This is a genomic window from Streptomyces sp. NPDC023157 (assembly GCF_055560575.1).
This window is the reverse complement of sequence record NZ_JBVHIL010000001.1, coordinates 1,258,801-1,284,835: the sequence shown is the minus strand read 5'-3', so window position 1 is coordinate 1,284,835 and position 26,035 is coordinate 1,258,801. Positions and strand designations below refer to the sequence as shown.

Here is a 26,035-nt window from a genome sequence, read left to right as displayed (position 1 = left end):
ATGAGCGCAGGCAGTACTGCTCCGAAGCCCGGGGATCCGGGAGTCCGTACGGGGCGGGCTGCCGGACCGGGGCGGGGGGGCTCGCGTTTCGGCCGTCTGCTCCAGGACGGTGCGCCGGGCGGGCCCGTGTTCCGGCTCGTCGCGCGCTGGGTGCGCCGGCCGCTGCTGCCCGCCGTACGGCTGTGGCGGCGCAACCTCCAGGTGAGGGTGGTCGCGGGCACCCTGCTCATGTCGATCGGCGTCGTGCTGCTGCTCGGCCTGGTCGTCATCGGCCAGGTGCGCAACGGGCTGCTCGACGCCAAGGAGAAGGCCGCCCAGAGCCAGGCCGCCGGGGGTTTCTCGGCCGCCCAGGACAAGGCGGCGACCACGCCGTCCGCGCCGGGCGGGCAGGACGGCGGCCGCGCCGGAGCGTCGGTGAACTGGCGCTCGACGCTGGTCGAGCAGCTGGCGAGCGGCGGTCAGAGCGCGTTCAACGTGGTCGCGCTGTCCCTGGAGACCGGGAACACGGCCAGCCGGGGCGCCCGCGCCTCCGGTGAGGTCGACCCGACCACCAGCATCCCCGCCGAGCTGCGGCACAACGTCGCGCAGGGCACCAGCACCTTCCAGCAGCCCGCGCGGATCCACTACACCAGCGGCAAGGCGTCCGAGCCCGGCCTGGTGATCGGCAAGCGGCTCAACGACGCCGACGGCACCCCGTACGAGCTGTACTACCTCTTCCCGCTGACCCAGGAGGAGGACTCCCTCTCCCTGGTCAAGACCACCCTGGCGACCGCCGGACTGTTCGTCGTGGTCTTGCTCGGCGCGATCGCCTGGCTGGTGGTGCGCCAGGTCGTCACCCCCGTACGGATGGCCGCGGCGGTCGCCGAGCGGCTGTCGGCCAGCGGGCTCCAGGAACGCATGAAGGTCACCGGCGAGGACGACATCGCGCGCCTCGGCGAGGCCTTCAACAAGATGGCGCAGACCATCCAGCTGAAGATCCAGCAGCTGGAGGACCTGTCGCGGATGCAGCGGCGTTTCGTCTCGGACGTCTCGCACGAGCTGCGCACCCCGCTGACGACGGTCCGGATGGCGGCCGACGTCATCCACGAGGCCCGGGTCGACTTCGACCCGATCACCGCGCGCTCCGCCGAGCTCCTCGGTGACCAGCTCGACCGGTTCGAGTCGCTGCTGTCGGACCTGCTGGAGATCAGCCGTTTCGACGCGGGCGCCGCGGCTCTGGAGGCCGAGCCGATAGACCTGCGCCAGGTCGTACGCCGGGTCATCGGCGGCGCCGAGCCGCTGGCCGAGCGCAAGGGCAGCCGGATCGTCGTGGTCGGCGACGAGCAGCCCGTGGTGGCCGAGGCGGACGCCCGCCGGGTCGAGCGGGTGCTGCGCAATCTGGTCGTGAACGCCGTAGAGCACGGCGAGGGCCGGGACGTGACCGTGAGGCTGGCCGCCGCCGGCGGGGCCGTCGCGATCGCCGTCCGCGACTACGGCATCGGGCTCAAGCCCGGCGAGGCGACCCGGGTCTTCAACCGCTTCTGGCGGGCCGACCCGTCCCGGGCGCGCACCACCGGCGGCACGGGCCTCGGCCTGTCGATCGCCGTCGAGGACGCGCGGCTGCACGGCGGCTGGCTCCAGGCCTGGGGCGAGCCCGGCGGCGGCTCACAGTTCCGGCTGACTCTGCCGCGCACGGCGGACGAGCCGCTGCGCGGTTCGCCGATCCCGCTGGAGCCGGAGGACTCGCGGCGCAACCGCGAGCAGGCGGCCGCCGCGGCCGGGGCGCGCCTGACGGCGGTGCCGGCGCAGCCCGCCGGGGAGCACCCGGCGCTGTCCGTACCGCCGCGCATGCCGGCCGCGCCGCGGGCGACGGTGGATCCGACGGCGCTGCCGGGCAGTGGCGCGCGGGTGGTTCCGCGGCCCGCGGTGGGTGGAGACGAGGAAGCGGGTGCCGGGGGCGAGACGGTGGCGTCGACGCGCGCCGAGCGGGAGGGCGGGACACGTGGGCGCTGACCTTCGAGGGACGCGGGAGGCCCTGGGGCGGGGACGGTCGGTGCGCGGGGTGCTGCTGCTGGCCTGTGGCTCGCTGCTGGTGGCCGGCTGCGCGAGCATGCCCGACAGCGGGGACGTACGGGCCGTGAAGGCGTCCAACGCGGGCGACTCGCAGGTGCGGGTGTACGCGGTCGCGCCCCGGGACAACGCCGATCCGGAGGAGATCGTCGACGGCTTCCTGGAGGCCATGACGAGTGACGACCCCGGGTTCTCGACGGCGCGGAAGTATCTGACCCGGCAGGCCGCGCGGACGTGGCGGCCGGAGGCGAGCATCACGGTGCTCACCAACGCGCCCGACCGTGACCAGGCCGACCGGATGGCCGACACGGAGAACCAGGGGCGGTCGTACCCGATCTCCGGGCGGCGGATCGCGAAGGTCGACGCCCGGCACGCGTACCGGCCGGAGGTCCCGGCCGAGTTCAACGAGTCGATCCACGTCGTGCAGCAGCCCTCGGCGGACGGCAAGGGCAAGGAGTGGCGCATCGACAGCCTGCCGTCGGGCCTGGTGCTCGGCGAGGCGGACTTCCTGCGCAACTACCGCTCCGTCAACAAGTACTACTTCGCCTCCGGGGAGAACTGGGTCGTCGCCGACCCGGTCTACATCCGCCAGCGGCAGGACCCGGTCACCCGCATGGACCCGGTGACGCAGACGGTGAAGGCGCTCCTGGAGGGCCCGACGGGGTGGCTCGGACCGGCCGTCGACTCGCGCTTCCCCTCCGGTACGGAGCTGAAGAGGGGCGTCACGACCCTCACCACCGACGACCAGTCGACGCTGAAGGTCCCGCTCAACGCCAAGGCCGACCACGTCAGCGCCCTGGTGTGCAAGGGCATGGCGGCGCAACTGCTGTTCACCCTCGGCGACCTGACGTCGGCACGGGTGGAGCAGGTGGAGCTCCAGGGCAGCGACGGCAACCGGCTCTGCGTGCTCGGCAAGGGGCAGGCCATCGAGGAGTACTCGGCGGTGCGCGACCCCGGCCGGGGCGAGAACCCGTTCTTCGTCGACGAGCACGGCCGGCTGATGATGCTGTCGGTCGCCTCGAAGCAGCTGGACAAGCCGGTCGAGGTGCCCGGGCCGTTCGGCCGGGGCACGCTGCCGCTGACGTACGTGGCGGTGGACCGCGAGGAGAACCGGGCGGCCGGGATCGTGCAGGAGGGCCGCGCGCTGCGGGTCGCGTCGATCACCTCCGACGACGAGGAGCCGGAGGTGCCGATCGTGACCAGCGCCGGGCTGCGGCGTGAGGACCGGCTGTCGGCGCCGAGCTGGGACGGCCACGGCGACCTGTGGGTCGCCGACCGCAACCGGGCGAAGCCGCGCCTGTGGATGGTGCCCGGCGGCCGGGGTGAGCCGGTCGAGGTCAGCACGCCGTGGCTGAAGGACGGCGCGCGGATCGAGTCGCTGCGGGTCTCCGCCGACGGGGTGCGGATCGCGCTGCTCGTGACCAAGGACGACCGCACGACCCTCCAGATCGGCCGGGTCGAGCGCACCCGCAGCGAGGGGCGCGAGAGCGTCTCCGTCGAGTCCCCGCAGCGCGCCGCGCCGCGCCTGGAGTCCGTCACCGCCGTGTCCTGGGCCGGCCCGAGCCGCCTGGTCGTGGTCGGCACGGAGGCCGGCGGGGTGCAGCAGGTGCGGTACGTGCAGACGGACGGGTCGACGTCGACGACCTCGGTCCTGCCGGGCCTGAACGGGGTCACGGCGGTCGCCGCGCCGCACGGCGAACAGTCGCCGGTGGTCGCCGACTCCAACAACGACGGCATCGTGCGGCTCGTGCCCGGGGCGAACTGGCAGCCCCTCGTCAAGGAGGGGCGCCACCCGGTCTATCCGGGCTGACGGAGGGTTATCCACAGGAGTGGCCGCACGGGCTCCACGGGAGGACAGTGGAGCCATGCGGGGGTGGTGGCGCGAGATCGCCGGGCTGGTGCTGCCGGTCGCCTGCGGAGGCTGCGGGAGACCCCGTACGGCACTGTGCCCGCGCTGCGAGGCCGGGCTGGCCGGCACCGGTCCCCGCAGGGTGCGCCCGTCGCCCGAGCCCCCGGGGCTGCCGGTCGTCCACGCCGCCGCGCCGTACGAGGGTGCCGTGCGCGCGCTGCTCCTCGCCCACAAGGAACGCGGGGCGCTGCCGCTCGCCGGAGCCCTGGGCGCCGCGCTCGCGGGTGCCGTGACGGCCGCCACGGGGCCCTGTGAGGCGTCCGGGGGCGGACCGCTGCTCCTGGTGCCGGTGCCGTCCTCGCGGCGCTCCGTGCGCGCGCGTGGCCACGATCCGACCCGGCGGATCGCGCTGGCCGCGGCGGCCCGGCTGCGCCGTTCGGGACGGGCCGCGCGGGTCCTGCCGGTGCTGCGGCAAGGCAGGGCGGTCGCCGACCAGGCGGGGCTCGGGGCGCGCGGGCGGTTCGCCAACCTGGCGGGGGCGTTGGAGGTCGCCCCGGCCGGTGTACGGCTCCTGGACGCGGCCGCGCGGGAGGCCGGGAGGGTGGTTCTCGTGGACGACCTGATGACCACGGGGGCGTCGCTCGCGGAGGCGGCGAGGGCACTGGGTGCCGCCCTCACCCTCGTACACCCACTGTTCATTCCTGGATTACCGGACAGCCCGAAGAGGCGAGGGACGGAAGACCTTTTCGAACAGCCGGCGGCAGCGGTAGTCGCATCCTCTCCGGCTTCGTTCGAAATAAACCGGAACTCACGGGGAACTTGCATCGTTGCAGGTGGTGAGAGGTGAGAACACCCGAATGGAGGTAAGTCCCGTCAGCGGGTGACGACACCCGTCCGAACGAGCTATGTTCGGTTGTGAGGAATGGCGAAGGTCACGCCTCACTTAATGCACGGGTGCGCCTACAGGACAGGAGTTCAGGGCGAATTAACCTCTTGTCGATGGGGTGGGGCGCTTTTCGACTGGGGAGGAGAGGGGAAGTCGCCAAGTCCGAGACCTCGGCAATCGCCGGAGTCTGGTGCAAAGGGATGCTCGACGGCCAAGGAGCCGTAGTGAGCGATCCGGGAACGGAGTTCTGCGTGGACATCGTCGTCAAGGGCCGCAAGACCGAGGTGCCCGAGCGGTTCCGTAAGCACGTGGCCGAGAAGCTGAAGCTGGAGAAGATCCAGAAGCTCGACGGCAAGGTGATCAGCCTCGACGTCGAGGTGTCCAAGGAGCACAACCCGCGGCAGGCCGACCGGTCCGACCGCGTGGAGATCACCCTCCACTCCCGAGGCCCGGTGATCCGGGCCGAGGCGGCGGCAGGCGACCCGTACGCAGCGCTCGACCTCGCCAGCGACAAGCTGGAGGCCCGACTGCGCAAGCAGCACGACAAGAGGTTCACCCGCCGTGGCAACGGCAGGCTTTCGGCGGCGGAGGTCGCCGACGTGGTGCCGGGTGTCGCGTCGCTGAACGGCAACGGACAGGTGGTGCCGGAGGAGACCGGCACCGTCCCCACCACGATGATGGGTTCGATCGAGGTCCAGGGCGAAGGACCGCTGGTGGTCCGCGAGAAGACCCACAAGGCCGCCCCCATGACGCTCGACCAGGCGCTCTACGAGATGGAGCTGGTCGGGCACGACTTCTACCTCTTCGTCGACTCCGACACGAAGCAGCCCAGTGTCGTCTACCGGCGGCACGCCTACGACTACGGCGTCATCCACCTGGAGAGCGACCCCCTCGCGGGTGAGGACCTCGGCGGTGCGGGCGGTGCGCTCGGCGGCTGATCCGGCCCGCCCGAGCCCGCTCGTCGGCCGCCCCCGCGGTCGCGGTTCCGACCCGGTGCCCCTGGAGCGCCCCCCGCGCTCCCAGGGGCACCCCTGTGCGACCGGAAGTGACGGAATGCGACCGCGTGCGACCACGCGTTCACCGCGAGGGCGCCGAGGCATGAAAGCATGGTGCGCACGCCAACCGGTGCTCCCCGAGCAGTGGTTGGAGGACCGAATGCGATGCAGTACACGACTTCAGGCCACGGCCTTCAGGGGGAGGAACGATGGCGGACAGCTTCGGGCCGGTGCACAGCGGGCGAGAGTCGGCGGGCACGGTGAACCCGGAGGGATCGGATTCGGCCATCGGCGCGTCACGCGACGAGCCGATCCGGGTTCTCGTCGTTGACGATCACGCCCTTTTCCGTCGTGGTCTGGAGATCGTCCTCGCGCAGGAGGAGGACATCCAGGTCGTCGGCGAGGCCGGTGACGGGGCGGAGGCCGTCGACAAGGCGGCCGATCTGCTGCCCGACATCGTGCTGATGGACGTGCGGATGCCCAAGCGCGGCGGGATCGAGGCCTGCACCTCCATCAAGGAGGTCGCCCCCAGCGCGAAGATCATCATGCTGACGATCAGCGACGAGGAGGCCGACCTCTACGACGCGATCAAGGCGGGTGCGACCGGCTACCTCCTCAAGGAGATCTCCACCGACGAGGTCGCCACCGCGATCCGGGCCGTCGCCGACGGCCAGTCGCAGATCAGCCCGTCGATGGCATCGAAGCTGCTCACCGAGTTCAAGTCGATGATCCAGCGCACCGACGAGCGCCGGCTGGTGCCCGCGCCCCGGCTGACCGACCGCGAGCTGGAGGTCCTCAAGCTGGTCGCGACCGGGATGAACAACCGGGACATCGCCAAGCAGTTGTTCATCTCCGAGAACACCGTGAAGAACCACGTGCGGAACATCCTGGAGAAGCTCCAGCTGCACTCCCGGATGGAGGCCGTGGTCTACGCGATGCGGGAGAAGATCCTCGAGATCCGCTGACGCACCGGCCCCCGACGCCGCCGGCGGACCCGCTGCCGACGGACCAGGCGCCGACGGACCTGCCCCCGGCGGCCCTCCTCAGCCGAGCGACTTGACGAGCTCTGCCGCGAGTTCCGGAGCGTCCACGCGCTCCACGGCCACCGCGTCGCAGCCCACCCACTCGGCCGCCTCGCGCAGCGCCCGCGCCACCGCGGGCACCGCCTTCGGGCCCTCCAGCGACACCTGCCGGGCGACCAGCGTCCGGCCCTCCCGCGCCGGGTCCACCCGGCCGACCAGCCGGCCGCCGGACAGCACCGGCATCGCGAAGTAGCCGTACACCCGCTTCGGCTTCGGCACATACGCCTCCAGGCGGTGCGTGAAGCCGAAGACGCGCTCGGTGCGGGCCCGCTCCCAGATCAGCGAGTCGAACGGCGACAGCAGCGTCGTCCGGTGCCGGCCGCGCGGCTCGCTCGCCAGCGCCGCCGGATCCGCCCAGGCCGGCTTCCCCCAGCCCGCCACCGTCACCGGGACGAGCCCCGAGTCCGCCACCACCGCGTCGAAGGCCTCGCCCTTGATCCGGTGGTAGTCGGCGATGTCCGCGCGGGTGCCGACGCCCAGCGCCTCGCCCGCCTGCCGCACCAGCCGCCGCAGGCACTCCGTGTCGTCCAGGTCGTCGTGGAGCAGCGCCTCGGGGACCGCGCGCTCGGCCAGGTCGTAGACCCGCTTCCAGCCGCGCCGCTCGGTGACCACCACCTCGCCGTACATCAGCGCCCGCTCGACGGCGATCTTCGCGTCGGACCAGTCCCACCACTCGCCCTTGTTCTTCGCCCCGCCGAGCTCGGTAGCCGTCCGCGGGCCCTCGTCCCGCAGCTGCCGGATCACGGCCTCGTACGCCCCCTGGGACAGCTCGTGGCCCCAGTGCGGGCGGTCGCGGTAGGCGCGGCGGCGGAAGGCGAAGAGCGGCCACTCCTCGATCGGCAGGATGCAGGCGGCGTGCGACCAGTACTCGAAGGCGTGGCCCTCGGTCCAGTACGCCGACTCGACCGTGGTGCGGCCGACGGCGCCCAGCCGCGCGTACGGGATGAGCTCGTGCGAGCGGGCCAGCACGGAGATGGTGTCCAGCTGGACCTGCCCCAGGTGGCGCAGCACGCCGCGCACCCCGGCCCGGCGGTCGGGGGAGCCGAGGAACCCCTGGGCCCGCAGGGCGATCCGGCGGGCGTCGTCGGCGGACAGTTCGGCGGTGGGGCGCGGGGCGGTCGTCATGAGCCGCACCCTAGAGGGCGGCACTGACAAGAACCGGGGCAGCGGTCCGGAGCCTCGGTCCCGGGCAGGACCCGGCCGCCGTCAGCCGCCGTGCGGGAGGTACGGCAGCTGCGCCGGAAGCCCCAGGTCGGAGGGGAGCAGCGAGCCGAGCCAGGCGTCGCGGACCGTGCCCTTGTTGACCAGGCCCGCCCGCTCGACGCCCTCCACGGTGAAGCCGGCCCGTTCGGCCACCGCGCGCGAGGGGGTGTTGCCGACCTCGGCGCGCCACAGCAGACGGTGACAGCCGAGCGCGGTGAAGGCCCAGTGGGCGAGGGCGCGGACGGTCTCGGTCATGTAGCCGTGGCCGCGGTGCTCCTCGGCCAGCCAGAAGCCGACCTCCATGACGCCCTCCGCGCGGGTCATCAGACTGGCCGCGGCCAGCAGCGGCCCGCCCTGGACCGGCTCTACGGCGAAGGCGTACTCCCGGTCGTTGCTCCAGCCCTCCGGCACCAGACGGGTGACGAAGAACTCGGCGTCGTGGCGGGTGTACGGCGAGGGAACCGTGGTCCAGCGCTGGATGGCGGGGTTCTGGCAGGCGGCGTGGACCGCTTCGGCGTCGTCGGGGGTGGGAATGCGCAGACGCAGTCGTTCCGTGGTCAGGGTGATGGGCTCCATGACGGAATTGTGGTGACCCGCCCGGCCCGATGCGAACACTTTTCGGTAAGGGGCGGCACCTTCCGGCGGCCTCGTGCGTTCTCTTCGCGGGAGGCCTCACGGGCGCGAGCGGGGCTTCGGCACAGCGGGCCTCCCTCCGCGAGGGCGGTCTCGCTTACGATGGCCGTTGCGGTGGGGACCACCTGCCGTGCCCGCGCCCGAGTCATGACAAGACCCAGTGCCAGGCCCGACCGGCAAGGAGACCAGCCTCAGTGTCCGTCTTCAACAAGCTCATGCGTGCAGGCGAAGGCAAGATCCTGCGCAAACTGCACCGCATCGCGGACCAGGTCAGCTCCATCGAAGAGGACTTCCAGAACCTCTCCGACGCCGAGTTGCGGGCGCTCACGGACGAGTACAAGCAGCGCTTCGCCGACGGCGAGAGCCTCGACGACCTCCTTCCGGAGGCCTTCGCCACCGTCCGCGAGGCCGCCAAGCGCGTCCTCGGCCAGCGCCACTACGACGTCCAGATCATGGGCGGCGCCGCCCTCCACCTCGGCTACGTCGCCGAGATGAAGACCGGTGAGGGCAAGACCCTCGTCGGTACCCTGCCGGCGTATCTGAACGCGCTGTCCGGCAAGGGCGTCCACCTGATCACGGTGAACGACTACCTGGCCGAGCGCGACTCCGAGATGATGGGCCGGGTGCACCGCTTCCTGGGCCTGGAGGTCGGCTGCATCCTGGCCAACATGACCCCGGCCCAGCGCCGCGAGCAGTACGCCGCCGACATCACGTACGGCACGAACAACGAGTTCGGTTTCGACTACCTGCGCGACAACATGGCGTGGTCCCAGGACGAGCTCGTCCAGCGCGGCCACAACTACGCCTGCGTCGACGAGGTCGACTCGATCCTCGTCGACGAGGCCCGTACGCCGCTGATCATCTCCGGCCCGGCCGACCAGGCCACCAAGTGGTACGGCGACTTCGCCAAGCTGGTCACCCGCCTCGCCAAGGGCGAGCCCGGCAACCCGCTGAAGGGCATCGAGGAGACCGGCGACTACGAGGTCGACGAGAAGAAGCGCACCGTCGCCATCCACGAGTCCGGCGTCGCCAAGGTCGAGGACTGGCTGGGCATCGACAACCTCTACGAGTCGGTGAACACCCCGCTCGTGGGTTACCTGAACAACGCCATCAAGGCGAAGGAACTGTTCAAGAAGGACAAGGACTACGTCGTCATCGACGGCGAAGTCATGATCGTCGACGAGCACACCGGCCGTATCCTCGCCGGCCGCCGCTACAACGAGGGCATGCACCAGGCGATCGAGGCCAAGGAGGGGGTGCAGATCAAGGACGAGAACCAGACGCTCGCCACGATCACCCTCCAGAACTTCTTCCGCCTCTACGACAAGCTCTCCGGCATGACCGGTACGGCCATGACCGAGGCGGCCGAGTTCCACCAGATCTACAAGCTGGGCGTCGTGCCGATCCCGACGAACAAGCCCATGCAGCGCAAGGACCAGCCGGACCTGATCTACCGGACCGAGGTCGCCAAGTTCGCCGCCGTCGTCGACGACATCGCGGACAAGTACGAGAAGGGCCAGCCGGTCCTCGTCGGCACCACCTCGGTCGAGAAGTCCGAGTACCTGTCGCAGCAGCTCAGCAAGCGCGGCATCCAGCACGAGGTGCTGAACGCCAAGCACCACGAGCGCGAGGCCGCGATCGTCGCGCAGGCCGGCCGCAAGGGCGCCGTCACCGTCGCCACCAACATGGCCGGCCGTGGTACCGACATCAAGCTGGGCGGCAACCCGGACGACCTCGCCGAGGCCGAGCTGCGCCAGTCCGGCCTGGACCCGGTCGAGCACGTCGAGGAGTGGGCGGCGGCCCTGCCGGGCGCCCTGGAGCGTGCCGAGAAGGCCGTGAAGGCGGAGTTCGAGGAGGTCAAGGCGCTCGGCGGGCTGTACGTCCTGGGCACCGAGCGCCACGAGTCCCGCCGTATCGACAACCAGCTCCGCGGCCGTTCCGGCCGTCAGGGCGACCCGGGCGAGTCCCGCTTCTACCTGTCGCTCGGCGACGACCTGATGCGCCTGTTCAAGGCCGCCATGGTCGAGCGCGTCATGGCGATGGCGAACGTGCCGGACGACGTGCCGATCGAGAACAAGATGGTCACCCGTGCCATCGCCTCCGCGCAGGGCCAGGTCGAGAGCCAGAACTTCGAGACGCGCAAGAACGTCCTGAAGTACGACGAGGTGCTCAACCGCCAGCGCGAGGTCATCTACGGCGAGCGCCGCCGCGTCCTGGAGGGCGAGGACCTGCAGGAGCAGGTCGGCCACTTCATGGACGACACGATCGACGACTACATCCGCCAGGAGACCGCCGACGGCTTCGCCGAGGAGTGGGACCTGGACCGCCTGTGGAACGCGTTCAAGCAGCTCTACCCGGCCAAGGTCACGGTCGAGGAGCTGGAGGAGGCGGCCGGGGACCGGGCGGGCATCACCGCCGAGTTCATCGCCGAGTCCGTCAAGGACGACATCCACGAGCAGTACAACGCCCGTGAGGCCCAGCTCGGCTCGGAAATCATGCGCGAGCTGGAGCGGCGCGTGGTCCTGTCGGTGCTCGACCGCAAGTGGCGCGAGCACCTCTACGAGATGGATTACCTGCAGGAGGGCATCGGCCTGCGCGCGATGGCCCAGAAGGACCCGCTGGTCGAGTACCAGCGCGAGGGCTTCGACATGTTCTCCGCGATGATGGAGGGCATCAAGGAGGAGTCCGTCGGCTACCTGTTCAACCTGGAGGTCCAGGTCGAGCAGCAGGTCGAGGAGCTCCCGGTGCAGGACGCGCCGTCCCTGGAGAAGAAGGACGCCGTCGCCGCCGGTGCCGGCCGCCCGGAGATCCGCGCCAAGGGCCTGGACGCCCCGCAGCGCCCGGACCGGCTGCACTTCTCCGCGCCGAAGGTCGACGGTGACGGCTCGGTCGTCGAGGGCGACTTCGCCTCCGAGGACAGCGAGGCCTCCGGTGACGGGCTGACCCGCGCGGAGCGCCGCAAGGCGCAGAAGAACACGGGCGGGCGTCGCCGCAAGAAGTAAGCGGCAGAGCAGGACGGAGGGGCCGGTCACCGGGTGCGGTGGCCGGCCCCTCCGCGTCGTCCACGGCTACGCCGGCAGGCCGTCCAGTTCCACCGCGGCGCAGCGCCAGCGGCGGTCCCGGCCGCGCTCCAGGCGGAACGCCATGGCCCGGACCCGCTCCCCGGTCGCGATCGTCGCGCAGGCCTCGACGGCGTCCGGACCCGGCGGGCGGGCCGAGCAGTGACGCAGGACGGGGCGCGGGCCGCAGGAGCGCAGCGGGGTCTCCGGGGCGAGCCGGACGAGCTGCTCGTACGCCTCGCCGACGGTGTGACCGAGCATCCAGTGCACCGGGCGCTCCCCACTGAGCACGGCGAGCAGCTTCTCGGCGAAGAGGACGTGCGGCGGCGGCATCCGGCGCGGGCCGGAGCCCGCACGGCCGCGGGGGCCGGTGCCGGCGGGTCCGGACGGTCCGGAGGGGCCCGCGCCGCCGCGGGGCGGGCGGGTGGGGCTGGGGGTGTGACTGGGGCTGGGGCTGTAGGCGTAGGTGTGCGTGGTCATCTCGGTCCCCGTTCATCGCGCTGAGTCACCGGTGCTTACCAGTCGGTAACTACTTGGGGATCTTGTACGGGGACGGCGCCCGCTCGGGCAAGGGGCGCACACCCGTGTGCGGGCGTGCGTGGAGGTTCACCTATCAGGGTGACGCGGGGGCCCCTGGGGCCTGCGGGGCCCCAGGAGGCGGCTCCCGGGGGTGACGGGGTGAGGGGTCGGGCCGGGGGCCCCGAAGGGGGACTCCGCACGTATCCTGAGGGCGTCTCCGACTACGAAAGCGGCCAGCCATGCGCGTCTACGTCCCCCTGACCCTTCCCGGTCTCGCACAGGCGCACAAGACGGGCGAGCTCGGCCCCGGGCCCCTCACCGCCTACGCCGTCACCCCCGCGCTCCGCGAGTGGTACGTCTCCGACGACATCGAGGAGCTGGAGTACGCGGCCCTCAACCGCGCCGCCGCCGCCTCGCTGCGGCTGCTCGCCGGTGACCCCGGGGCCGCGCGGCGCCGGATCGTCGTCGCCGTCGACGTCGCCGACAAGGACGCGGCCGTCGACCCCGACCGGGGGCTCGACGCGGGCGCGCTCGGCGAGGTGCGGATCGCCGGAGCCGTACGGCTCGCCAAGGCCGCGGCCGTGCACGCCGACGCCGACGACGCCCGGGCGGACGTCTCGGCCGCCGCGGACGCGCTCGGGGCGGCGGACCAGGGCGACGACGACGCCCAGTTCGTCGTGGACGGCGCCGAGGACCACGAGCTGCTCTGGTACGGGGTGCAGGAGATTCCCGGCCTGCTCGGCTGAGCCCGCGACCGGTACCGTGTGCCCCCATGGGGAAGCACGAGAAGCACGGAAAACACCTGGTCTGGGACTGGAACGGCACGCTGCTCGACGACATCGGGGCGGTGATCGGCGCGACCAACGCGGCCTTCGCCGAGCTGGGGCTCGACCAGATCACTCTGGAGCAGTACCGCGAGCTGTACACGGTGCCGGTGCCGAAGTTCTACGAGCGGCTGATGGGGCGGCTGCCCACCGATGACGAGTGGGTCGTCATGGACGGCGCCTTCCACCGGCACTACTGGCAGCGGGCCGAGAACTGCGGGCTCACCGCCGGGGCCGCGGAGCTGCTGGCGCAGCGGCAGGCGTCCGGGTTCACCCAGTCGCTGCTGTCGCTCGCGCCGCACGAGGAGCTGATACCGCTGGTGCGGCGGCACGGGATCGCGGAGCGGTTCCTGCGGGTCGACGGGCGGCCGGACCCGTCCTCCAAGGACGGCAAGTCCGGGCACATGGTGCGGCATCTCGCGGCGCTGGAGGGGGTGCCGGCGGAGCGGGTCGTCGTCATCGGGGACGCGGCGGACGACGCCGTGGCGGCGTTGCATGTGGGGGCACGGGCCGTGCTCTACACCGGCGGGTCGCACAGTCGGGCTTCGCTGGAGCGGGTGGGGGTGCCGGTGGTCGACTCGCTCGCGGAGGCGGTTGCCGTGGCGGAGGAGCTGGTCTAGGGCCTGTCCGGCGGATCATGGCCGGGGTCGCGGCGCCGCGTGGTGGGCGGTGCGGGGAGCGGGCCGGGTGCCGGCCGGTGGGGGGTTGTGCCCACCCGTTCCGCCCTGCGGAACGATTGCCCACAACCCCGGCAGCGGTGCTCCGGCGCTACGCCTTCGCCTCCCGCAGTACCTTCAGGAACTCCCGCATCCAGGTCGGGTGGTCCGGCCAGGCTCGGGAGGAGACGAGGGTGCCGTCCACTACGGCGGCCGTGTCCTGGAAGGTGGCGCCCGCGGCCTGCATGTCGAGTTCGAGGGCCGGGTACGCGGTCACCTGGCGGCCCTCCAGGCTGCCGATCGCGGCGGTCAGGAGGGGGCCATGGCAGATCTGGGCCACCGGCTTGTCCGCGTCGAAGAAGGACTTGAGGATCTTGCGCAGCTCCGGGTCGTTGCGCAGGTACTCCGGCGCCCGGCCGCCCGGGATCACCACGGCCACGTACGCCCCCGGGTCGACCTCCGAGAAGGCCAGGTCGGCGGGCCAGGTGTAGCCCGGCTTCTCGGTGTACGTGTCGTAGCCCGGCTCGAAGTCGTGGACCACGAAGCGGAGCTGCTTGCGGGCGGGGGCGGCGATGTCGACCTCGTACCCCTCCTCCAGCAGGCGCTGGTACGGGTACATGACCTCCAGCGACTCCGCCGCGTCTCCGGTCACGATCAAGATCTTCGCCACTGTGTCTCCCCAAGAGCTCTCGTCGGTACGCCCCGGGTAACCATTCGTCGCTGTCCACAGTGTCAAACTTCCCCCCCTGGTTTTGTACACATAAGGACCATGACGGGGCGGGGGGCAACAGCGATAGGCTTTTCCCGTGATCAGCGCGATACGCCGAGGGGGCAGTGCAGCCCCCGGCTTCCGCCCGGTTCGCCACGGCGACCGGGCCGATGGCGCGTTCGCCGATCCCTTCCGTCCCGGCGCGCAGGCCCCAGTGGCCGATATGCGCCCGGACATCTCTCATCGCGGCATAACGTCGACTCCGACCGGTACCACCGCGTCGTGGCGTTGTGTCCTTTCTTCCACCGACGTCACGCAATGGCGCGCGACAGGAGTCAGAGGACATGCAGACCAAGCTGGACGAAGCCAAGGCCGAGCTGCTCGATCGGGCCGCCCGGGTAGCTGAGAACAGCCCGGTCGGGGGGCGACTTCCGACAGGGCCGGAGAACGGGGAGCGTCCGGACCGTGACACCCTGCTCGACTACCTCCAGCGCTACTACCTGCACACGGCGCCGGAAGACCTGACGGACCGCGACCCCGTCGACGTCTTCGGTGCCGCACTCTCGCACTACCGCCTCGCGGAGAACCGCCCCCAGGGCACCGCGAGCGTCCGCGTCCACACGCCGACGGTGGAGGAGAACGGCTGGACCTGCAGCCACTCCGTCGTCGAGGTGGTCACCGACGACATGCCGTTCCTCGTGGACTCCGTGACCAACGAGCTGTCCCGCCAGGGGCGCGGCATCCACGTCGTCGTCCACCCGCTGGTCCTCGTCCGCCGCGACGTGGCCGGCAAGCTGATCGAGGTGCTCACCGAGCAGCCGAAGGGCGCCCTGCCGCACGACGCGCTCGTCGAGTCCTGGATCCACGTCGAGATCGACCGCGAGACCGACAAGGCCGACCTCAAGCAGATCACCGCCGACCTGCTGCGCGTCCTGTCCGACGTCCGCGAGACCGTCGAGGACTGGGAGAAGATGCGCGAGGCCGCGCTGCGCATCGCCGACTCCCTGCCCGCCGAGCCCACCCCCGCCGACCTGCGGCCCACCGAGGTCGAAGAGGCCCGCGAGCTGCTGCGCTGGCTCTCGGACGACCACTTCACCTTCCTGGGCTACCGCGAGTACGAGCTGGTCAACGGTGACGCCCTGTCCGCCGTGCCCGGCACCGGCCTCGGCATCCTGCGCGCCGACCCGCACCACAGCGACGACGACCCGCACGCCCACCCCGTCTCGCCGTCGTTCAGCCGGCTGCCCGCCGACGCCCGCGCCAAGGCGCGCGAGCACAAGCTGCTGGTCCTGACGAAGGCCAACAGCCGCTCGACCGTGCACCGCCCCTCGTACCTCGACTACGTCGGCGTGAAGAAGTTCGACGCCGACGGCAACGTCGTCGGCGAGCGGCGCTTCCTGGGCCTCTTCTCCTCGGCCGCGTACACCGAGTCCGTGCGCCGCGTGCCGGTCGTCAAGCGCAAGGTCCAGGAGGTCCTGGAGGGCGCCGGCTTCTCGCCGAGCAGCCACGACGGGCGCGACCTCCTCCAGATCCTGGAGACCTACCCGCGCGACGAGCTCTTCCAGACCCCGGCCGACGAGCTGCGCTCCATCGTCACCAGCGTCCTGTACCTGCAGGAGCGGCGCCGGCTGCGGCTCTACCTGCGCCAGGACGAGTACGGCCGCTACTACTCGGCCCTCGTCTACCTGCCGCGGGACCGCTACACCACCCGCGTCCGGCTGCGGATCATCGACATCCTGAAGGAGGAGCTGCAGGGCGCCAGCGTCGACTTCACGGCCTGGAACACCGAGTCGATCCTGTCCCGCCTGCACTTCGTCATCCGCGTCGAGCCCGGCACCGAGCTGGCCAAGCTCACCGAGGCCGACGTCGACCGCATCGAGGCCCGGCTCGCCGAGGCCGCCCGCTCCTGGGCCGACGGCTTCGGCGAGGCGCTCAACGCCGAGCTGGGCGAGGAGCGCGCCGCCGAGCTGCTCCGCCGCTACGGCAACGCCTTCCCCGAGGGCTACAAGGCCGACCACTCGCCGCGCGCCGCCGTGGCCGACCTGGTCCACCTGGAGGCCCTGGCCGACAGCGACAAGGACTTCGCGCTCTCCCTGTACGAGCCCGTCGCCTCCGGCGTCGGCGAGCGCCGCTTCAAGATCTACAAGACCGGCGACCCGATCTCCCTCTCCGCCGTCCTGCCGGTCCTCAACCGGCTCGGCGTCGAGGTGACCGACGAGCGTCCGTACGAGCTGCGCTGCGACGACCGCTCGCACGCCTGGATCTACGACTTCGGTCTGCGGATGCCCACGCCCACCGGCAACGGCGGCGACTACATCGGCGAGGACGCCCGCGAGCGCTTCCAGGAGGCCTTCGCGGCCACCTGGACCGGCGAGGCCGAGAACGACAACTTCAACTCGCTCGTCCTGTCCGCCGGGCTCAACTGGCGCGAGGCGATGGTGCTGCGCGCCTACGCGAAGTACCTGCGCCAGGCTGGTTCGACCTTCAGCCAGGACTACATGGAGGACACCCTCCGCAACAACGTCCACACCACCCGGCTGCTGGTCAACCTCTTCGAGGCCCGGATGGCCCCGGAGCGCCAGCGCGCCGGCACCGAGCTGATCGACGGCCTCCTGGAGGAGCTGGACGGCGCCCTGGACCAGGTCGCCTCCCTCGACGAGGACCGCATCCTGCGTTCCTTCCTCACCGTCATCAAGGCCACCCTGCGGACCAACTTCTTCCAGAAGAACGCCGAGGGCCGGCCGCACTCCTACGTGTCGATGAAGTTCGACCCGCAGGCCATCCCCGACCTGCCGGCGCCCCGCCCGGCCTTCGAGATCTGGGTGTACTCGCCGCGGGTCGAGGGCGTCCACCTGCGCTTCGGCAAGGTCGCCCGAGGCGGCCTGCGCTGGTCCGACCGGCGTGAGGACTTCCGTACCGAGATCCTCGGCCTGGTCAAGGCGCAGATGGTGAAGAACACCGTCATCGTGCCGGTCGGCGCCAAGGGCGGCTTCGTCGCCAAGCAGCTCCCGGACCCGTCCGTGGACCGGGACGCCTGGCTGGCCGAGGGCATCGCCTCGTACAAGACCTTCATCTCGGCGCTGCTCGACATCACCGACAACCTGGTCGCCGGCGAGGTCGTGCCCCCGGTCGACGTGGTCCGCCACGACGAGGACGACACCTACCTGGTCGTCGCCGCCGACAAGGGCACCGCGACCTTCTCCGACATCGCCAACGGTGTCGCCGAGTCGTACGGCTTCTGGCTGGGCGACGCCTTCGCCTCCGGCGGTTCGGCCGGCTACGACCACAAGGGCATGGGCATCACCGCCCGCGGTGCCTGGGAGTCGGTCAAGCGCCACTTCCGCGAGCTGGGCCACGACACCCAGACCGAGGACTTCACCGTCGTCGGCGTCGGCGACATGTCCGGCGACGTCTTCGGCAACGGCATGCTGCTCTCCGAGCACATCCGCCTCGTCGCGGCCTTCGACCACCGGCACATCTTCATCGACCCGAACCCGGACGCGGCCACCTCGTACGCCGAGCGCCGCCGCCTCTTCGAGCTGCCCCGCTCGTCCTGGGCCGACTACGACACCTCGCTGCTCTCCACCGGCGGCGGCATCCACCCCCGTACCGCCAAGTCGATCCCGGTCAACGGGCACGTCCGGGCCGCCCTCGGCATCGAGGACAAGGTCACCAAGATGACCCCGGCCGAGCTGATGAAGGCCGTCCTGCACGCGCCGGTCGACCTGCTGTGGAACGGCGGCATCGGCACGTACGTGAAGTCCTCGGCCGAGACCAACGCCGAGGTCGGCGACAAGGCCAACGACCCCATCCGCGTCGACGGCCAGGACGTCCGCGCCCAGGTCATCGGCGAGGGCGGCAACCTCGGCGCGACCCAGCTGGGCCGCATCGAGTTCGCCCGCTCCGGCGGCCCCGAGGGCACCGGCGGCAAGGTGAACACCGACGCCATCGACAACAGCGCCGGCGTCGACACCTCCGACCACGAGGTCAACATCAAGATCCTGCTCAACGGTCTGGTCACCGAAGGCGACATGACCGTCAAGCAGCGCAACAAGATCCTCGCCGAGATGACCGACGAGGTCGGCGCGCTCGTCCTGCGCAACAACTACGCGCAGAACACCGCCCTGGCCAACGCGGTCGCCCAGTCGCCGTCCCTGCTCCACGCCCACCAGCGCTTCATGCGCCGCCTGGGCCGGGACGGGGCGCTCGACCGCTCGCTGGAGTTCCTGCCCAACGACCGGCAGATCCGCGAGCTGCTCAACGGCGGCCGCGGGCTCAGCCAGCCGGAGCTCGCCGTCCTCCTCGCGTACACCAAGATCACGGTGGCCGACGAGCTGATCGGTACGGGGCTGCCGGACGACCCGTACCTGCGCGGACTGCTCCACGCGTACTTCCCGACGCTGCTGCGTGAGAAGTTCACCGAGGCCGTCGACAACCACGCGCTGCGCCGCGAGATCATCACGACGGTCCTGGTCAACGACACCGTCAACACCGGCGGCTCGACCTTCCTGCACCGCCTCCGCGAGGAGTCCGGCGCGTCGATCGAGGAGATCGTCCGGGCGCAGACCGCGGCCCGCGTGATCTTCCGCCTGAGCGAGGTCTGGGACGCCGTCGAGGCGCTCGACAACAAGGTGCCCGCCGAGTTCCAGACCCGGATGCGCCTGCACTCGCGCCGCCTGGTCGAGCGCGGCACGCGCTGGCTGCTCAACAACCGGCCGCAGCCGCTCCAGATCGGCGAGACCATCGAGTTCTTCTCCGACCGGGTCGAGCAGGTCTGGGACAAGCTGCCCCAGCTGCTGCGCGGCGCGGACCTGGAGTGGTACCAGTCGATCCTGGCCGAGCTGACCGAGGTCGGCGTCCCGGAGGAGCTGGCGCTGCGCGTGGCCGGGTTCTCCTCCGCCTTCCCGACGCTCGACATCGTCGCGATCGCGGACCGCACGGCCAAGGACCCGCTGGCGGTCGCCGAGGTCTACTACGACCTGGCCGACCGGCTGCGGATCACCGACCTGATGGACCGCATCATCGAGCTGCCGCGCAGCGACCGCTGGCAGTCGATGGCCCGCGCCTCCATCCGCGAGGACCTGTTCGCCGCGCACGCCGGCCTCACGGCGGACGTCCTGGCGGCCGGGAACGGCGCCGCCACGCCCGAGCAGCGGTTCAAGGCCTGGGAGGACGACAACGCGGCGATCCTGGGCCGGGCGCGCACCACCCTGGAGGAGATCCAGGGCTCGGAGGGCTTCGACCTGGCGAACCTCTCGGTCGCGATGCGGACGATGCGCACGCTGCTGCGGACGCACAGCTAGTCCGCGGGAAACAGCACGAGGAAGGGGCGCCCCCACCGGTACGGACCGGTGGGGGCGCCCCTTCCTCGTGTCCCGTCCCTCAGGCCGGGACGGTGACCGAGCCGGTCCACAGGCGCCGGGCCGCCAGGGCCGCCGCCGCGAGCAGCAGGCCGTTGCGGAGCACCATCACGGCGATCCCCGACCAGGTGCCGGCGGCGACGTCCGCGTACAGCACGGGGTACGCGAGGGAGCTCAGCGCGGCGGCGGGGAGCAGCAGCAGGGCGACCGGGCGCATCACCGTGCGCCGGGAGGTCAGGCAGACGGCGGCCAGGCCGAGCAGCCAGATCATGTACTGGGGGCTGATCACCCGGCTGGTGACGGTGAAGAGCAGCACGGCGGCGAAGGCGGCGTCGAGCGGGGTGGCCGCGGTCCAGGCGCGGGCGCGCATCCGCCACAGCAGCAGCCAGCCGAAGGCGGCGACGGTCAGCAGCAGCGCCACGTGCCCGACGGTGGAGACGTAGGGCCCGACGTACTCGTAGGCGCCGTAGCGGAACTGGACGGAGCCCGGCCAGAGCCCGGTCGCCCGCGCCAGGGCGAGGCCGGTGCCGCCCAGGGACTCGATCTGGACGCCCCGGTCGCCCTGCTGGCGCAGGAAGCCCAGCGCGTCGGAGAAGAGCAGCGTCAGGGTGATCAGGAGGGTCGCGGCGGTGACGGCGGCGGCGGTCCAGGCCTCGCGGGTGGTGCGGCCGCGCGGGGTGCCGATCAGGGTGAGCGCGGGCCAGACCTTGACCAGGGCGCCGAGCCCGGCGAGCGCCCCGCCGATCCGGTGGGCGGCGGGGGAGCGGCCCGCGAGGGCGAGCAGGGCGAGCACGGCGAGGGCGGTGGTCTGCACGTCGTAGCGGGCGAGCGGGATGTGCAGGAGCAGGGGGAGGCCGAGGACCCAGTACCAGGCGCCGTGGGTGAGGCGGGCGCTGTCGGCGCGGGCCAGGGCCACGGTGACGGCGGCGTCGGCGAGGAGGGTGAGCAGGACGAAGCCCTGGAAGTAGCTCAGCCAGGGCAGGATCCCCGGCGACATGATGACCAGGCCCGCGCCCGGCGGGTACTGCCAGGTGACGTCGCCGGGCGGGAAGGTGCCCTGGGCGAGCAGGCCGTACCAGTGCCGGTAGAGGATGTGCACCTCGCTGGCGACGCCGCCGATGCCGAGGTTGTCGCGGTGCAGCAGGTAGAGCATTCCGGCGCGGGTGAGCAGCCAGAGCGCGGCGAGGGCGAGGCGGGGGCCGAGGCCGACGGTCACGAAGGTCGCGGACGTGAAGGTCTCCGACTCGAAGGGGGAGCGGGTGAGGGCGGGCGGCGCGGACTCCGTGCGGGCCGTGCCGGGCGCACCGGGCTGGGGCGGCGGGTCGGTCGTCATCCCTCCGTACTTTAGCCAGGTTTGTCCTAGTTCTTCCCTGTCTTGGCGTCCGTACTGGTGAACTCCTCGTACGCCGCCACGACCTCGTCCGCCGGCCCGTCCCTCCGCAGCGTTCCCGCCTCCAGCCACAGGGCCCGGTCGCAGGTCTCGGTGATGGTGGAGTTCGAGTGGCTGACCAGGAAGACGGTGCCGGCCTCGGCGCGCAGTTCGTCGATCCGGCGTTGGCTGCGGCGGCGGAAGCGCGCGTCGCCGGTGGCGAGGGCCTCGTCGATGAGCAGCACGTCGTGGCTGCGCGCGGCGGCGATGGAGAAGCGGAGCCGGGCGCCCATGCCGGAGGAGTACGTGCGCATCGGCAGCGAGACGAAATCGCCCCGGTCGTTGATCCCGGAGAACTCGACGATGGCGGCGTAGCGCTCGCCGATCTCCTTGCGGCTCATGCCCATCGCGAGTCCGCCGAGGATCACGTTCCGCTCGCCCGTCAGGTCGCCCATCAGGGCCGCGTTGACCCCGAGGAGCGCGGGGTGGCCACGGGTGTAGATCCGGCCCTCGCTGGTCGGCAGCAGGCCCGCGACCGCCTTCAGGAGGGTCGACTTGCCCGAGCCGTTCGAACCGATCAGGCCGATCGCCTCGCCCCGGTACGCGGCGAAGCTGACGCCCTTCACGGCGTGGACGGTGTGCGGCGTGCGCCCGGCGCCGCCGCGCTCGGTGTACGTGACGTGGACGCCGTCCGCGATGACGGTGGGCTCGCGGTCGGCGGGTGCCGCTCCGGCGCTCGCGCGGTCGGGGGCGGCTCCGGCGCATTCGTGGGCTGCTCCGGCGCGGTCGGGGGCGGCTCCGATGTGTTCGCGGGCTGCTCCGGTGTGTTCAGCCACGGCCATAGGTCTCCTCCGCCTTCCAGAAGTAGACGAACCCGCCGGCGAAGGCGAGCAGCGCCCAGCCGGTCGCCACCGCCCAGACGTGCGGCGGGAGCTGGGCGCCCGTGAAGCTCTCGACCAGCGCGAAGCGCATCAGGTCGATGTACACGGCCGCCGGATTGCACTGCAGGGCCAGCACCACCAGGTGCGGGAAGCGTCCGTTGCCCGCCAGGTGCTGGATCGACCACATGACCCCGGAGGCGTACATCCAGGTGCGCAGCACGAACGGCATCAGCTGCGCGATGTCCGGGGTGCGGGAGGCGAGCCGGGCCATCGCCAGGGCGAGCCCGGTGCTGAAGAGCGTCTGGAGCAGCAGGGCGGGGACCGCCAGGAGCCAGGCGGCGCGGGGGAACTCGCCGAAGCAGAGCAGGATCACGACCAGCGCGCCCAGCGAGAAGGCCAGCTGCTGGAGCTGCTGGAGCGCGAGCGCGATGGGCAGGCTGGCGCGCGGGAAGTGCAGGGCGCGGACCAGGCCGAGGTTGCCGCTGACGGCCCGGGTGCCGGTCATGATCGTCTGCGAGGTGAAGGTCCACGCGAAGACGCCCGTGATCAGGAACGGGACGTAGTCGGGGATGCCCCGCTGGACGTCCATGAGGACGCCGAAGATCGCGTAGTAGACGGCCGCGTTGAGCAGCGGGTTCATCACCTGCCAGACCTGGCCGAGCCGGGCCTGGCTGTACTGCGCGGTCAGCTTGGCCGTCGCGAACGCGGTGATGAAGTGCCGCCGGGCCCAGAGCTGCCGGGTGTACGCGGGGAGCGAGGGGCGGGCCCCGCTCACGGTCAGGCCGTGGCGCGCGGCGAGGGCGCGGAGCTCCTCGGAGGTGAGGGGCGCGGGAGGCGCGGGGGGCGCCTCGGCCGGGCCGGCCGGGTGGGCCGGCGGTGCCGGGGGTTCGTCGAGGGTGTGGGTCGTCACGGGGATCGCCTTCGCTCTCGGCTTCGATGGAACGGGTCCGTATCGTCGCTACGGGGAGGGTAGGGCGCTTCGACGTCGGAACGCAACCGTGTCGTCGTGACGTTTACGTCCAGGTAATCGCTGGCTAAAATCCTGGGCATGACGACACCTTCCGGAACCCCTCGCCGCACCCCCGCGGGAGCCGCCGTGCTCCGGGAGGACGTCACCGAGGCCATCCGCGCCGCCGTCTTCGAGGAGCTGGCCACCGTCGGCTTCGCCCGGATGTCCATCGAGGGCATCGCCCGCCGCGCCGGGGTCGGCAAGACCGCCGTCTACCGCCGCTGGAAGTCCAAGCTCTCCCTGGTCCTCGACCTCGTCGGCGCCGTCGCCGTCCAAGGCCTGCCCGCACCCTCCACCGGCTCGCTCCACGGGGACGTGCGGGCCCTCCTGGAGGTCGCCTCGCACGCCCTGCGCCACCCCGTGGCCTCGCAGGTCATCCCGGACCTGCTGGTCGAGTCGGTGCGGAACCCCGAGATCGCCGAGGCCATCAAGGCGGCCCTCCTCGACAGCCAGCAGGGCGTCGTCGCCCAGGTCGTCCGCGAGGCCGTCGCCCGCGGCGAACTGCCCGAGGGCGCCGACCCGGACCGGGCCCTGGACCTGGTCGTCGGCCCGCTGTACTGGCGGCTCGTGGTGGTCCGCACCGCGACGCCGAAGGGCTACCTCGACGACCTCGCCCGGGCGGCGGTGGCGGCGCTGCGGGCGTAGCGCACGGCGCGTACGGGGGCGTAGCCCACAGCGCGTACGGGGGCCGGGCGGGCACGGGGCCGGGCCGGGGGCCCTACTTCACCGCCCCCGCCATCACCCCCGACACGAACTGCCGCTGGAAGGCGAAGAAGACCAGCAGCGGGATCACCATCGACACGAACGCGCCCGGCGCCAGCACGTCGACGTTGTTGCCGAACTGGCGTACCTGCTGCTGGAGCGCGACCGTGATCGGCGGCGACTGCGCGTCCGCGAAGATCAGCGCCACCAGCATGTCGTTCCACACCCACAGGAACTGGAAGATGCCCAGCGAGGCGACCGCGGGCCCGCCCAGCGGCAGCACCACCCGGGTGAACAGGCGGATCTCGCCGGCCCCGTCGAGCCGGGCCGCCTCCAGGAGCTCGCGCGGGATCTCCGCGAAGAAGTTCCGCAGCAGGAAGATCGCGAACGGCAGCCCGAAGGCCGTGTGGAACAGCACCACGCCCAGGGTCGTCTCGAAGATCCCGACCGTGCCGAACAGCTTCGACACCGGCACCAGGGCCACCTGCACGGGCACCACGAGCAGCCCCACGACCACCAGGAACCACCAGTCCCGGCCGGGGAAGTCCAGCCAGGCGAAGGCGTACCCGGCGAGCGCGCCGATCACGATGACCAGGAGCGTCGCCGGGACGGTGATCAGGACCGTGGAGACGAGCGAGTCGGTGATCGTCTCGTTGGCGAGGAGCTGCCGGTAGTTCTCTGTGGTCAGCTGCGCGGGCGTGGCGAAGACCTGCCACCAGCCGCCCGAGGCGATGTCGGACGGGGAGCGCAGCGAGGAGAAGAGCAGCCCCACAGTCGGCATCAGCCAGAACAGCGCGACAAGCACGAGGAAGACCCGCACGGTGCCACCGGCGGCACGGGCGGCGATCCGGGACCCCAGGGGGCGGGCCGGGCGGCGGCTCATCGGCGGGTCTCCCTTCGCGTACGGCGCATCCGGCGGATGTTGAGCGCCATCACCGGCAGCACCAGGAGCAGCAGCAGGACGGCGATGGCGGAACCCACCCCGAGGTCGGCGTCCGTCCCGAACGACGAGCGGTACAGCTGGAGCGCGAGCACGTTGGCGTCGTCCTGCGCCGAACCCGGCGCGATGATGAAGACCAGGTCGAAGACCTTGAGCACGTTGATCATCAGGGTCACCAGGACGACCGCGAGGACCGGCGCGAGCAGCGGGACCGTGATCCGCCGGAACACCTGCCACTCGTTCGCCCCGTCGACCCGGGCCGCTTCGAGGAGTTCGCGCGGCAGCCCCGCGAGCCCGGCGGCGATCAGCACCATCGCGAAGCCGGCCCACATCCACACGTAACTGCCGATGATCGCGGGCGTCACCAGCGACGGACCGAGCCACTCCACCCCGTCGTACTGCTCGCGGAAGTTGCTCGCGGGGAGCCGCAGGACGGCCCCGTCGGCGGCCGGCGGCAGGGTGAACGTGCCGTCGGCGGCGGCCGTGGCGCGCGCGACGACGCTCCCGTCCTTCACCGCCTCGATCCGCAGCCCCTTGAGCCCCAGCTCCTTCGGGTCGACGACGTTGGGCTTCCCGCCGCCGCCCCGGGTGAAGTCCAGCCAGGCGGTGCCGGAGATCCCCTCGGCGGCCGGTGCGGGGGTACGGGCCGGGCGGGCGCCCTCGGGCATCCGCGCCGGCGCGACGCCGATCAGCGGCAGCCGGGCGAGCTCCCCGGTACGGACCGGGGACGTGGTGACGTACGCCCCGCCGCCCGCGTCCTTCAGCGGGTGCACCGGCAGCGGGCGGGCCCGCGGGAAGCCCGAGGCCTCGGCGAAGGTGTCGTGCACGCCCACCCAGACCGCGTTGGCGACCCCGCGGTCCGGGTCCTGCTCGTACACCAGCCGGAAGATGATCCCGGCGGCGAGCATCGAGATGGCCATCGGCATGAAGACGACCAGCTTGAACGCCGTTCCCCAGCGCACCCGTTCGGTGAGCACCGCGAAGACCAGGCCGAGCGCCGTCGCCACCGTGGGCGCGACCACCACCCAGATCAGGTTGTTGCGGACGGCGGTGCGGATCGACTCGTCCGTGAACAGGGTGACGTAGTTGTCCAGGCCCGCGAACGAGTCGCCCGCCCTGTCGAAGAAGGAGCGCTGGACCGAGTAGCCGATCGGGTAGACGACCAGCGCGCCGAGCAGGACGAGGGCGGGCAGCAGGAAGGCGGCGGCGGTGAGGCCGGCGCGGGGCCCGCGCCGGGCGCCCGTACGGGTACGGGGCCGGGCGCGGTCAGCGGCGTTCGGACGGGTCTGCGTTCCTCCGCTGCTCATCGG

19 protein-coding genes are annotated in these 26,035 nt (G+C 71.8%); 10 read left to right on the top strand and 9 right to left on the bottom strand.

The genetic code is table 11. The features are described from left to right. The 5 genes from mtrB (at position 1) to ACZ3ZE_RS05730 (ending at position 6,744) form a co-directional block, all read left to right on the top strand. Positions 1-1,992, top strand: coding sequence for an MtrAB system histidine kinase MtrB (gene mtrB, locus ACZ3ZE_RS05750; protein WP_361179506.1), 1,992 nt, complete (start codon positions 1-3; stop codon positions 1,990-1,992). Further along, on the top strand, positions 1,982-3,859 hold the full coding sequence (locus ACZ3ZE_RS05745) for an LpqB family beta-propeller domain-containing protein (RefSeq protein WP_442304392.1): 1,878 nt from the start codon (positions 1,982-1,984) through the stop codon (positions 3,857-3,859). The genes mtrB and ACZ3ZE_RS05745 overlap by 11 nt, the downstream gene beginning before the upstream one ends. Before the next feature lie 55 nt (positions 3,860-3,914). Continuing rightward, positions 3,915-4,745: a ComF family protein gene (locus tag ACZ3ZE_RS05740; protein ID WP_467257478.1), complete on the top strand. Its 831-nt coding sequence runs from the start codon at positions 3,915-3,917 to the stop codon at positions 4,743-4,745. A gap of 290 nt (positions 4,746-5,035) precedes the next feature. Beyond that, positions 5,036-5,722, top strand: a complete 687-nt coding sequence (gene hpf / locus ACZ3ZE_RS05735) for a ribosome hibernation-promoting factor, HPF/YfiA family (RefSeq protein ID WP_442304399.1) — start codon at positions 5,036-5,038, stop codon at positions 5,720-5,722. 266 nt (positions 5,723-5,988) lie between these two features. After that, positions 5,989-6,744 (top strand): response regulator transcription factor, encoded by a 756-nt coding sequence (locus tag ACZ3ZE_RS05730; RefSeq protein WP_361179513.1) that lies wholly within the window; start codon positions 5,989-5,991, stop codon positions 6,742-6,744. Positions 6,745-6,822: 78 nt separating this feature from the next. Here ACZ3ZE_RS05730 and ACZ3ZE_RS05725 read toward each other — a convergent pair whose 3' ends face one another. Together ACZ3ZE_RS05725 and ACZ3ZE_RS05720 are read right to left on the bottom strand one after the other, a co-directional pair. Further along, a complete protein-coding gene (locus ACZ3ZE_RS05725) occupies positions 6,823-7,986 on the bottom strand; it encodes a winged helix-turn-helix domain-containing protein (RefSeq protein ID WP_361179515.1) in 1,164 nt (387 codons plus the stop codon). An 81-nt stretch (positions 7,987-8,067) separates the two neighbouring features. Beyond that, positions 8,068-8,640, bottom strand: a complete 573-nt coding sequence (locus ACZ3ZE_RS05720) for a GNAT family N-acetyltransferase (protein ID WP_361179517.1) — start codon at positions 8,638-8,640, stop codon at positions 8,068-8,070. 251 nt (positions 8,641-8,891) lie between these two features. Here ACZ3ZE_RS05720 and secA point away from each other — a divergent pair, with 251 nt between their 5' ends. Beyond that, positions 8,892-11,699: a preprotein translocase subunit SecA gene (gene secA / locus ACZ3ZE_RS05715; protein ID WP_361179520.1), complete on the top strand. Its 2,808-nt coding sequence runs from the start codon at positions 8,892-8,894 to the stop codon at positions 11,697-11,699. A 66-nt stretch (positions 11,700-11,765) separates the two neighbouring features. Here secA and ACZ3ZE_RS05710 read toward each other — a convergent pair whose 3' ends face one another. After that, on the bottom strand, positions 11,766-12,236 hold the full coding sequence (locus ACZ3ZE_RS05710) for an Rv3235 family protein (protein WP_363293361.1): 471 nt from the start codon (positions 12,234-12,236) through the stop codon (positions 11,766-11,768). A gap of 278 nt (positions 12,237-12,514) precedes the next feature. Here ACZ3ZE_RS05710 and ACZ3ZE_RS05705 point away from each other — a divergent pair, with 278 nt between their 5' ends. Continuing rightward, a complete protein-coding gene (locus tag ACZ3ZE_RS05705) occupies positions 12,515-13,021 on the top strand; it encodes a DUF6912 family protein (protein WP_361179524.1) in 507 nt (168 codons plus the stop codon). Positions 13,022-13,047: 26 nt separating this feature from the next. After that, positions 13,048-13,719 carry an HAD family hydrolase gene (locus tag ACZ3ZE_RS05700; protein ID WP_467257476.1) on the top strand — a complete coding sequence of 224 codons (672 nt, stop codon included), beginning with the start codon at positions 13,048-13,050 and terminating at the stop codon, positions 13,717-13,719. Between the two features lie 148 nt (positions 13,720-13,867). Here ACZ3ZE_RS05700 and ACZ3ZE_RS05695 read toward each other — a convergent pair whose 3' ends face one another. Next, on the bottom strand, positions 13,868-14,425 hold the full coding sequence (locus ACZ3ZE_RS05695; RefSeq protein ID WP_361179530.1) for a DJ-1/PfpI family protein: 558 nt from the start codon (positions 14,423-14,425) through the stop codon (positions 13,868-13,870). A gap of 383 nt (positions 14,426-14,808) precedes the next feature. Here ACZ3ZE_RS05695 and ACZ3ZE_RS05690 point away from each other — a divergent pair, with 383 nt between their 5' ends. Further along, positions 14,809-19,767, top strand: coding sequence for an NAD-glutamate dehydrogenase (locus ACZ3ZE_RS05690; protein ID WP_361179532.1), 4,959 nt, complete (start codon positions 14,809-14,811; stop codon positions 19,765-19,767). 79 nt (positions 19,768-19,846) lie between these two features. Here ACZ3ZE_RS05690 and ACZ3ZE_RS05685 read toward each other — a convergent pair whose 3' ends face one another. From ACZ3ZE_RS05685 to ACZ3ZE_RS05675, 3 genes are read right to left on the bottom strand one after another with little or no spacing between them, the layout of a single operon-like run. After that, positions 19,847-21,157 carry a glycosyltransferase 87 family protein gene (locus ACZ3ZE_RS05685; RefSeq protein ID WP_467257473.1) on the bottom strand — a complete coding sequence of 437 codons (1,311 nt, stop codon included), beginning with the start codon at positions 21,155-21,157 and terminating at the stop codon, positions 19,847-19,849. 26 nt (positions 21,158-21,183) lie between these two features. Then, positions 21,184-22,035: an ABC transporter ATP-binding protein gene (locus tag ACZ3ZE_RS05680; RefSeq protein ID WP_467257470.1), complete on the bottom strand. Its 852-nt coding sequence runs from the start codon at positions 22,033-22,035 to the stop codon at positions 21,184-21,186. Further along, positions 22,022-22,984: an ABC transporter permease gene (locus ACZ3ZE_RS05675; RefSeq protein WP_361629923.1), complete on the bottom strand. Its 963-nt coding sequence runs from the start codon at positions 22,982-22,984 to the stop codon at positions 22,022-22,024. The genes ACZ3ZE_RS05680 and ACZ3ZE_RS05675 overlap by 14 nt, the downstream gene beginning before the upstream one ends. Positions 22,985-23,122: 138 nt before the next feature. Here ACZ3ZE_RS05675 and ACZ3ZE_RS05670 point away from each other — a divergent pair, with 138 nt between their 5' ends. Next, a complete protein-coding gene (locus ACZ3ZE_RS05670) occupies positions 23,123-23,728 on the top strand; it encodes a TetR/AcrR family transcriptional regulator (protein WP_361179538.1) in 606 nt (201 codons plus the stop codon). A 73-nt stretch (positions 23,729-23,801) separates the two neighbouring features. On the opposite strand, the gene ACZ3ZE_RS05665 is transcribed toward ACZ3ZE_RS05670, so the two are convergent. Both ACZ3ZE_RS05665 and ACZ3ZE_RS05660 read right to left on the bottom strand, forming a co-directional pair. Then, positions 23,802-24,668: a carbohydrate ABC transporter permease gene (locus ACZ3ZE_RS05665; protein WP_361179541.1), complete on the bottom strand. Its 867-nt coding sequence runs from the start codon at positions 24,666-24,668 to the stop codon at positions 23,802-23,804. Continuing rightward, positions 24,665-26,032, bottom strand: coding sequence for a carbohydrate ABC transporter permease (locus ACZ3ZE_RS05660; RefSeq protein ID WP_361179543.1), 1,368 nt, complete (start codon positions 26,030-26,032; stop codon positions 24,665-24,667). The genes ACZ3ZE_RS05665 and ACZ3ZE_RS05660 overlap by 4 nt, the downstream gene beginning before the upstream one ends. Positions 26,033-26,035: the final 3 nt, after the last annotated feature.

Coding starts and splice junctions, on each gene's coding strand:
- mtrB (WP_361179506.1), top strand. CDS start 1: ATGAGCGCAGGCAGTACTGCTCCGAAGCCCGGGGATCCGGGAGTCCGT.
- ACZ3ZE_RS05740 (WP_467257478.1), top strand. CDS start 3,915: ATGCGGGGGTGGTGGCGCGAGATCGCCGGGCTGGTGCTGCCGGTCGCC.
- ACZ3ZE_RS05730 (WP_361179513.1), top strand. CDS start 5,989: ATGGCGGACAGCTTCGGGCCGGTGCACAGCGGGCGAGAGTCGGCGGGC.
- ACZ3ZE_RS05725 (WP_361179515.1), bottom strand. CDS start 7,986: ATGACGACCGCCCCGCGCCCCACCGCCGAACTGTCCGCCGACGACGCC.
- ACZ3ZE_RS05720 (WP_361179517.1), bottom strand. CDS start 8,640: ATGGAGCCCATCACCCTGACCACGGAACGACTGCGTCTGCGCATTCCC.
- ACZ3ZE_RS05710 (WP_363293361.1), bottom strand. CDS start 12,236: ATGACCACGCACACCTACGCCTACAGCCCCAGCCCCAGTCACACCCCC.
- ACZ3ZE_RS05705 (WP_361179524.1), top strand. CDS start 12,515: ATGCGCGTCTACGTCCCCCTGACCCTTCCCGGTCTCGCACAGGCGCAC.
- ACZ3ZE_RS05700 (WP_467257476.1), top strand. CDS start 13,048: ATGGGGAAGCACGAGAAGCACGGAAAACACCTGGTCTGGGACTGGAAC.
- ACZ3ZE_RS05690 (WP_361179532.1), top strand. CDS start 14,809: ATGCAGACCAAGCTGGACGAAGCCAAGGCCGAGCTGCTCGATCGGGCC.
- ACZ3ZE_RS05685 (WP_467257473.1), bottom strand. CDS start 21,157: ATGACGACCGACCCGCCGCCCCAGCCCGGTGCGCCCGGCACGGCCCGC.
- ACZ3ZE_RS05680 (WP_467257470.1), bottom strand. CDS start 22,035: ATGGCCGTGGCTGAACACACCGGAGCAGCCCGCGAACACATCGGAGCC.
- ACZ3ZE_RS05670 (WP_361179538.1), top strand. CDS start 23,123: ATGACGACACCTTCCGGAACCCCTCGCCGCACCCCCGCGGGAGCCGCC.
- ACZ3ZE_RS05665 (WP_361179541.1), bottom strand. CDS start 24,668: ATGAGCCGCCGCCCGGCCCGCCCCCTGGGGTCCCGGATCGCCGCCCGT.
- ACZ3ZE_RS05660 (WP_361179543.1), bottom strand. CDS start 26,032: ATGAGCAGCGGAGGAACGCAGACCCGTCCGAACGCCGCTGACCGCGCC.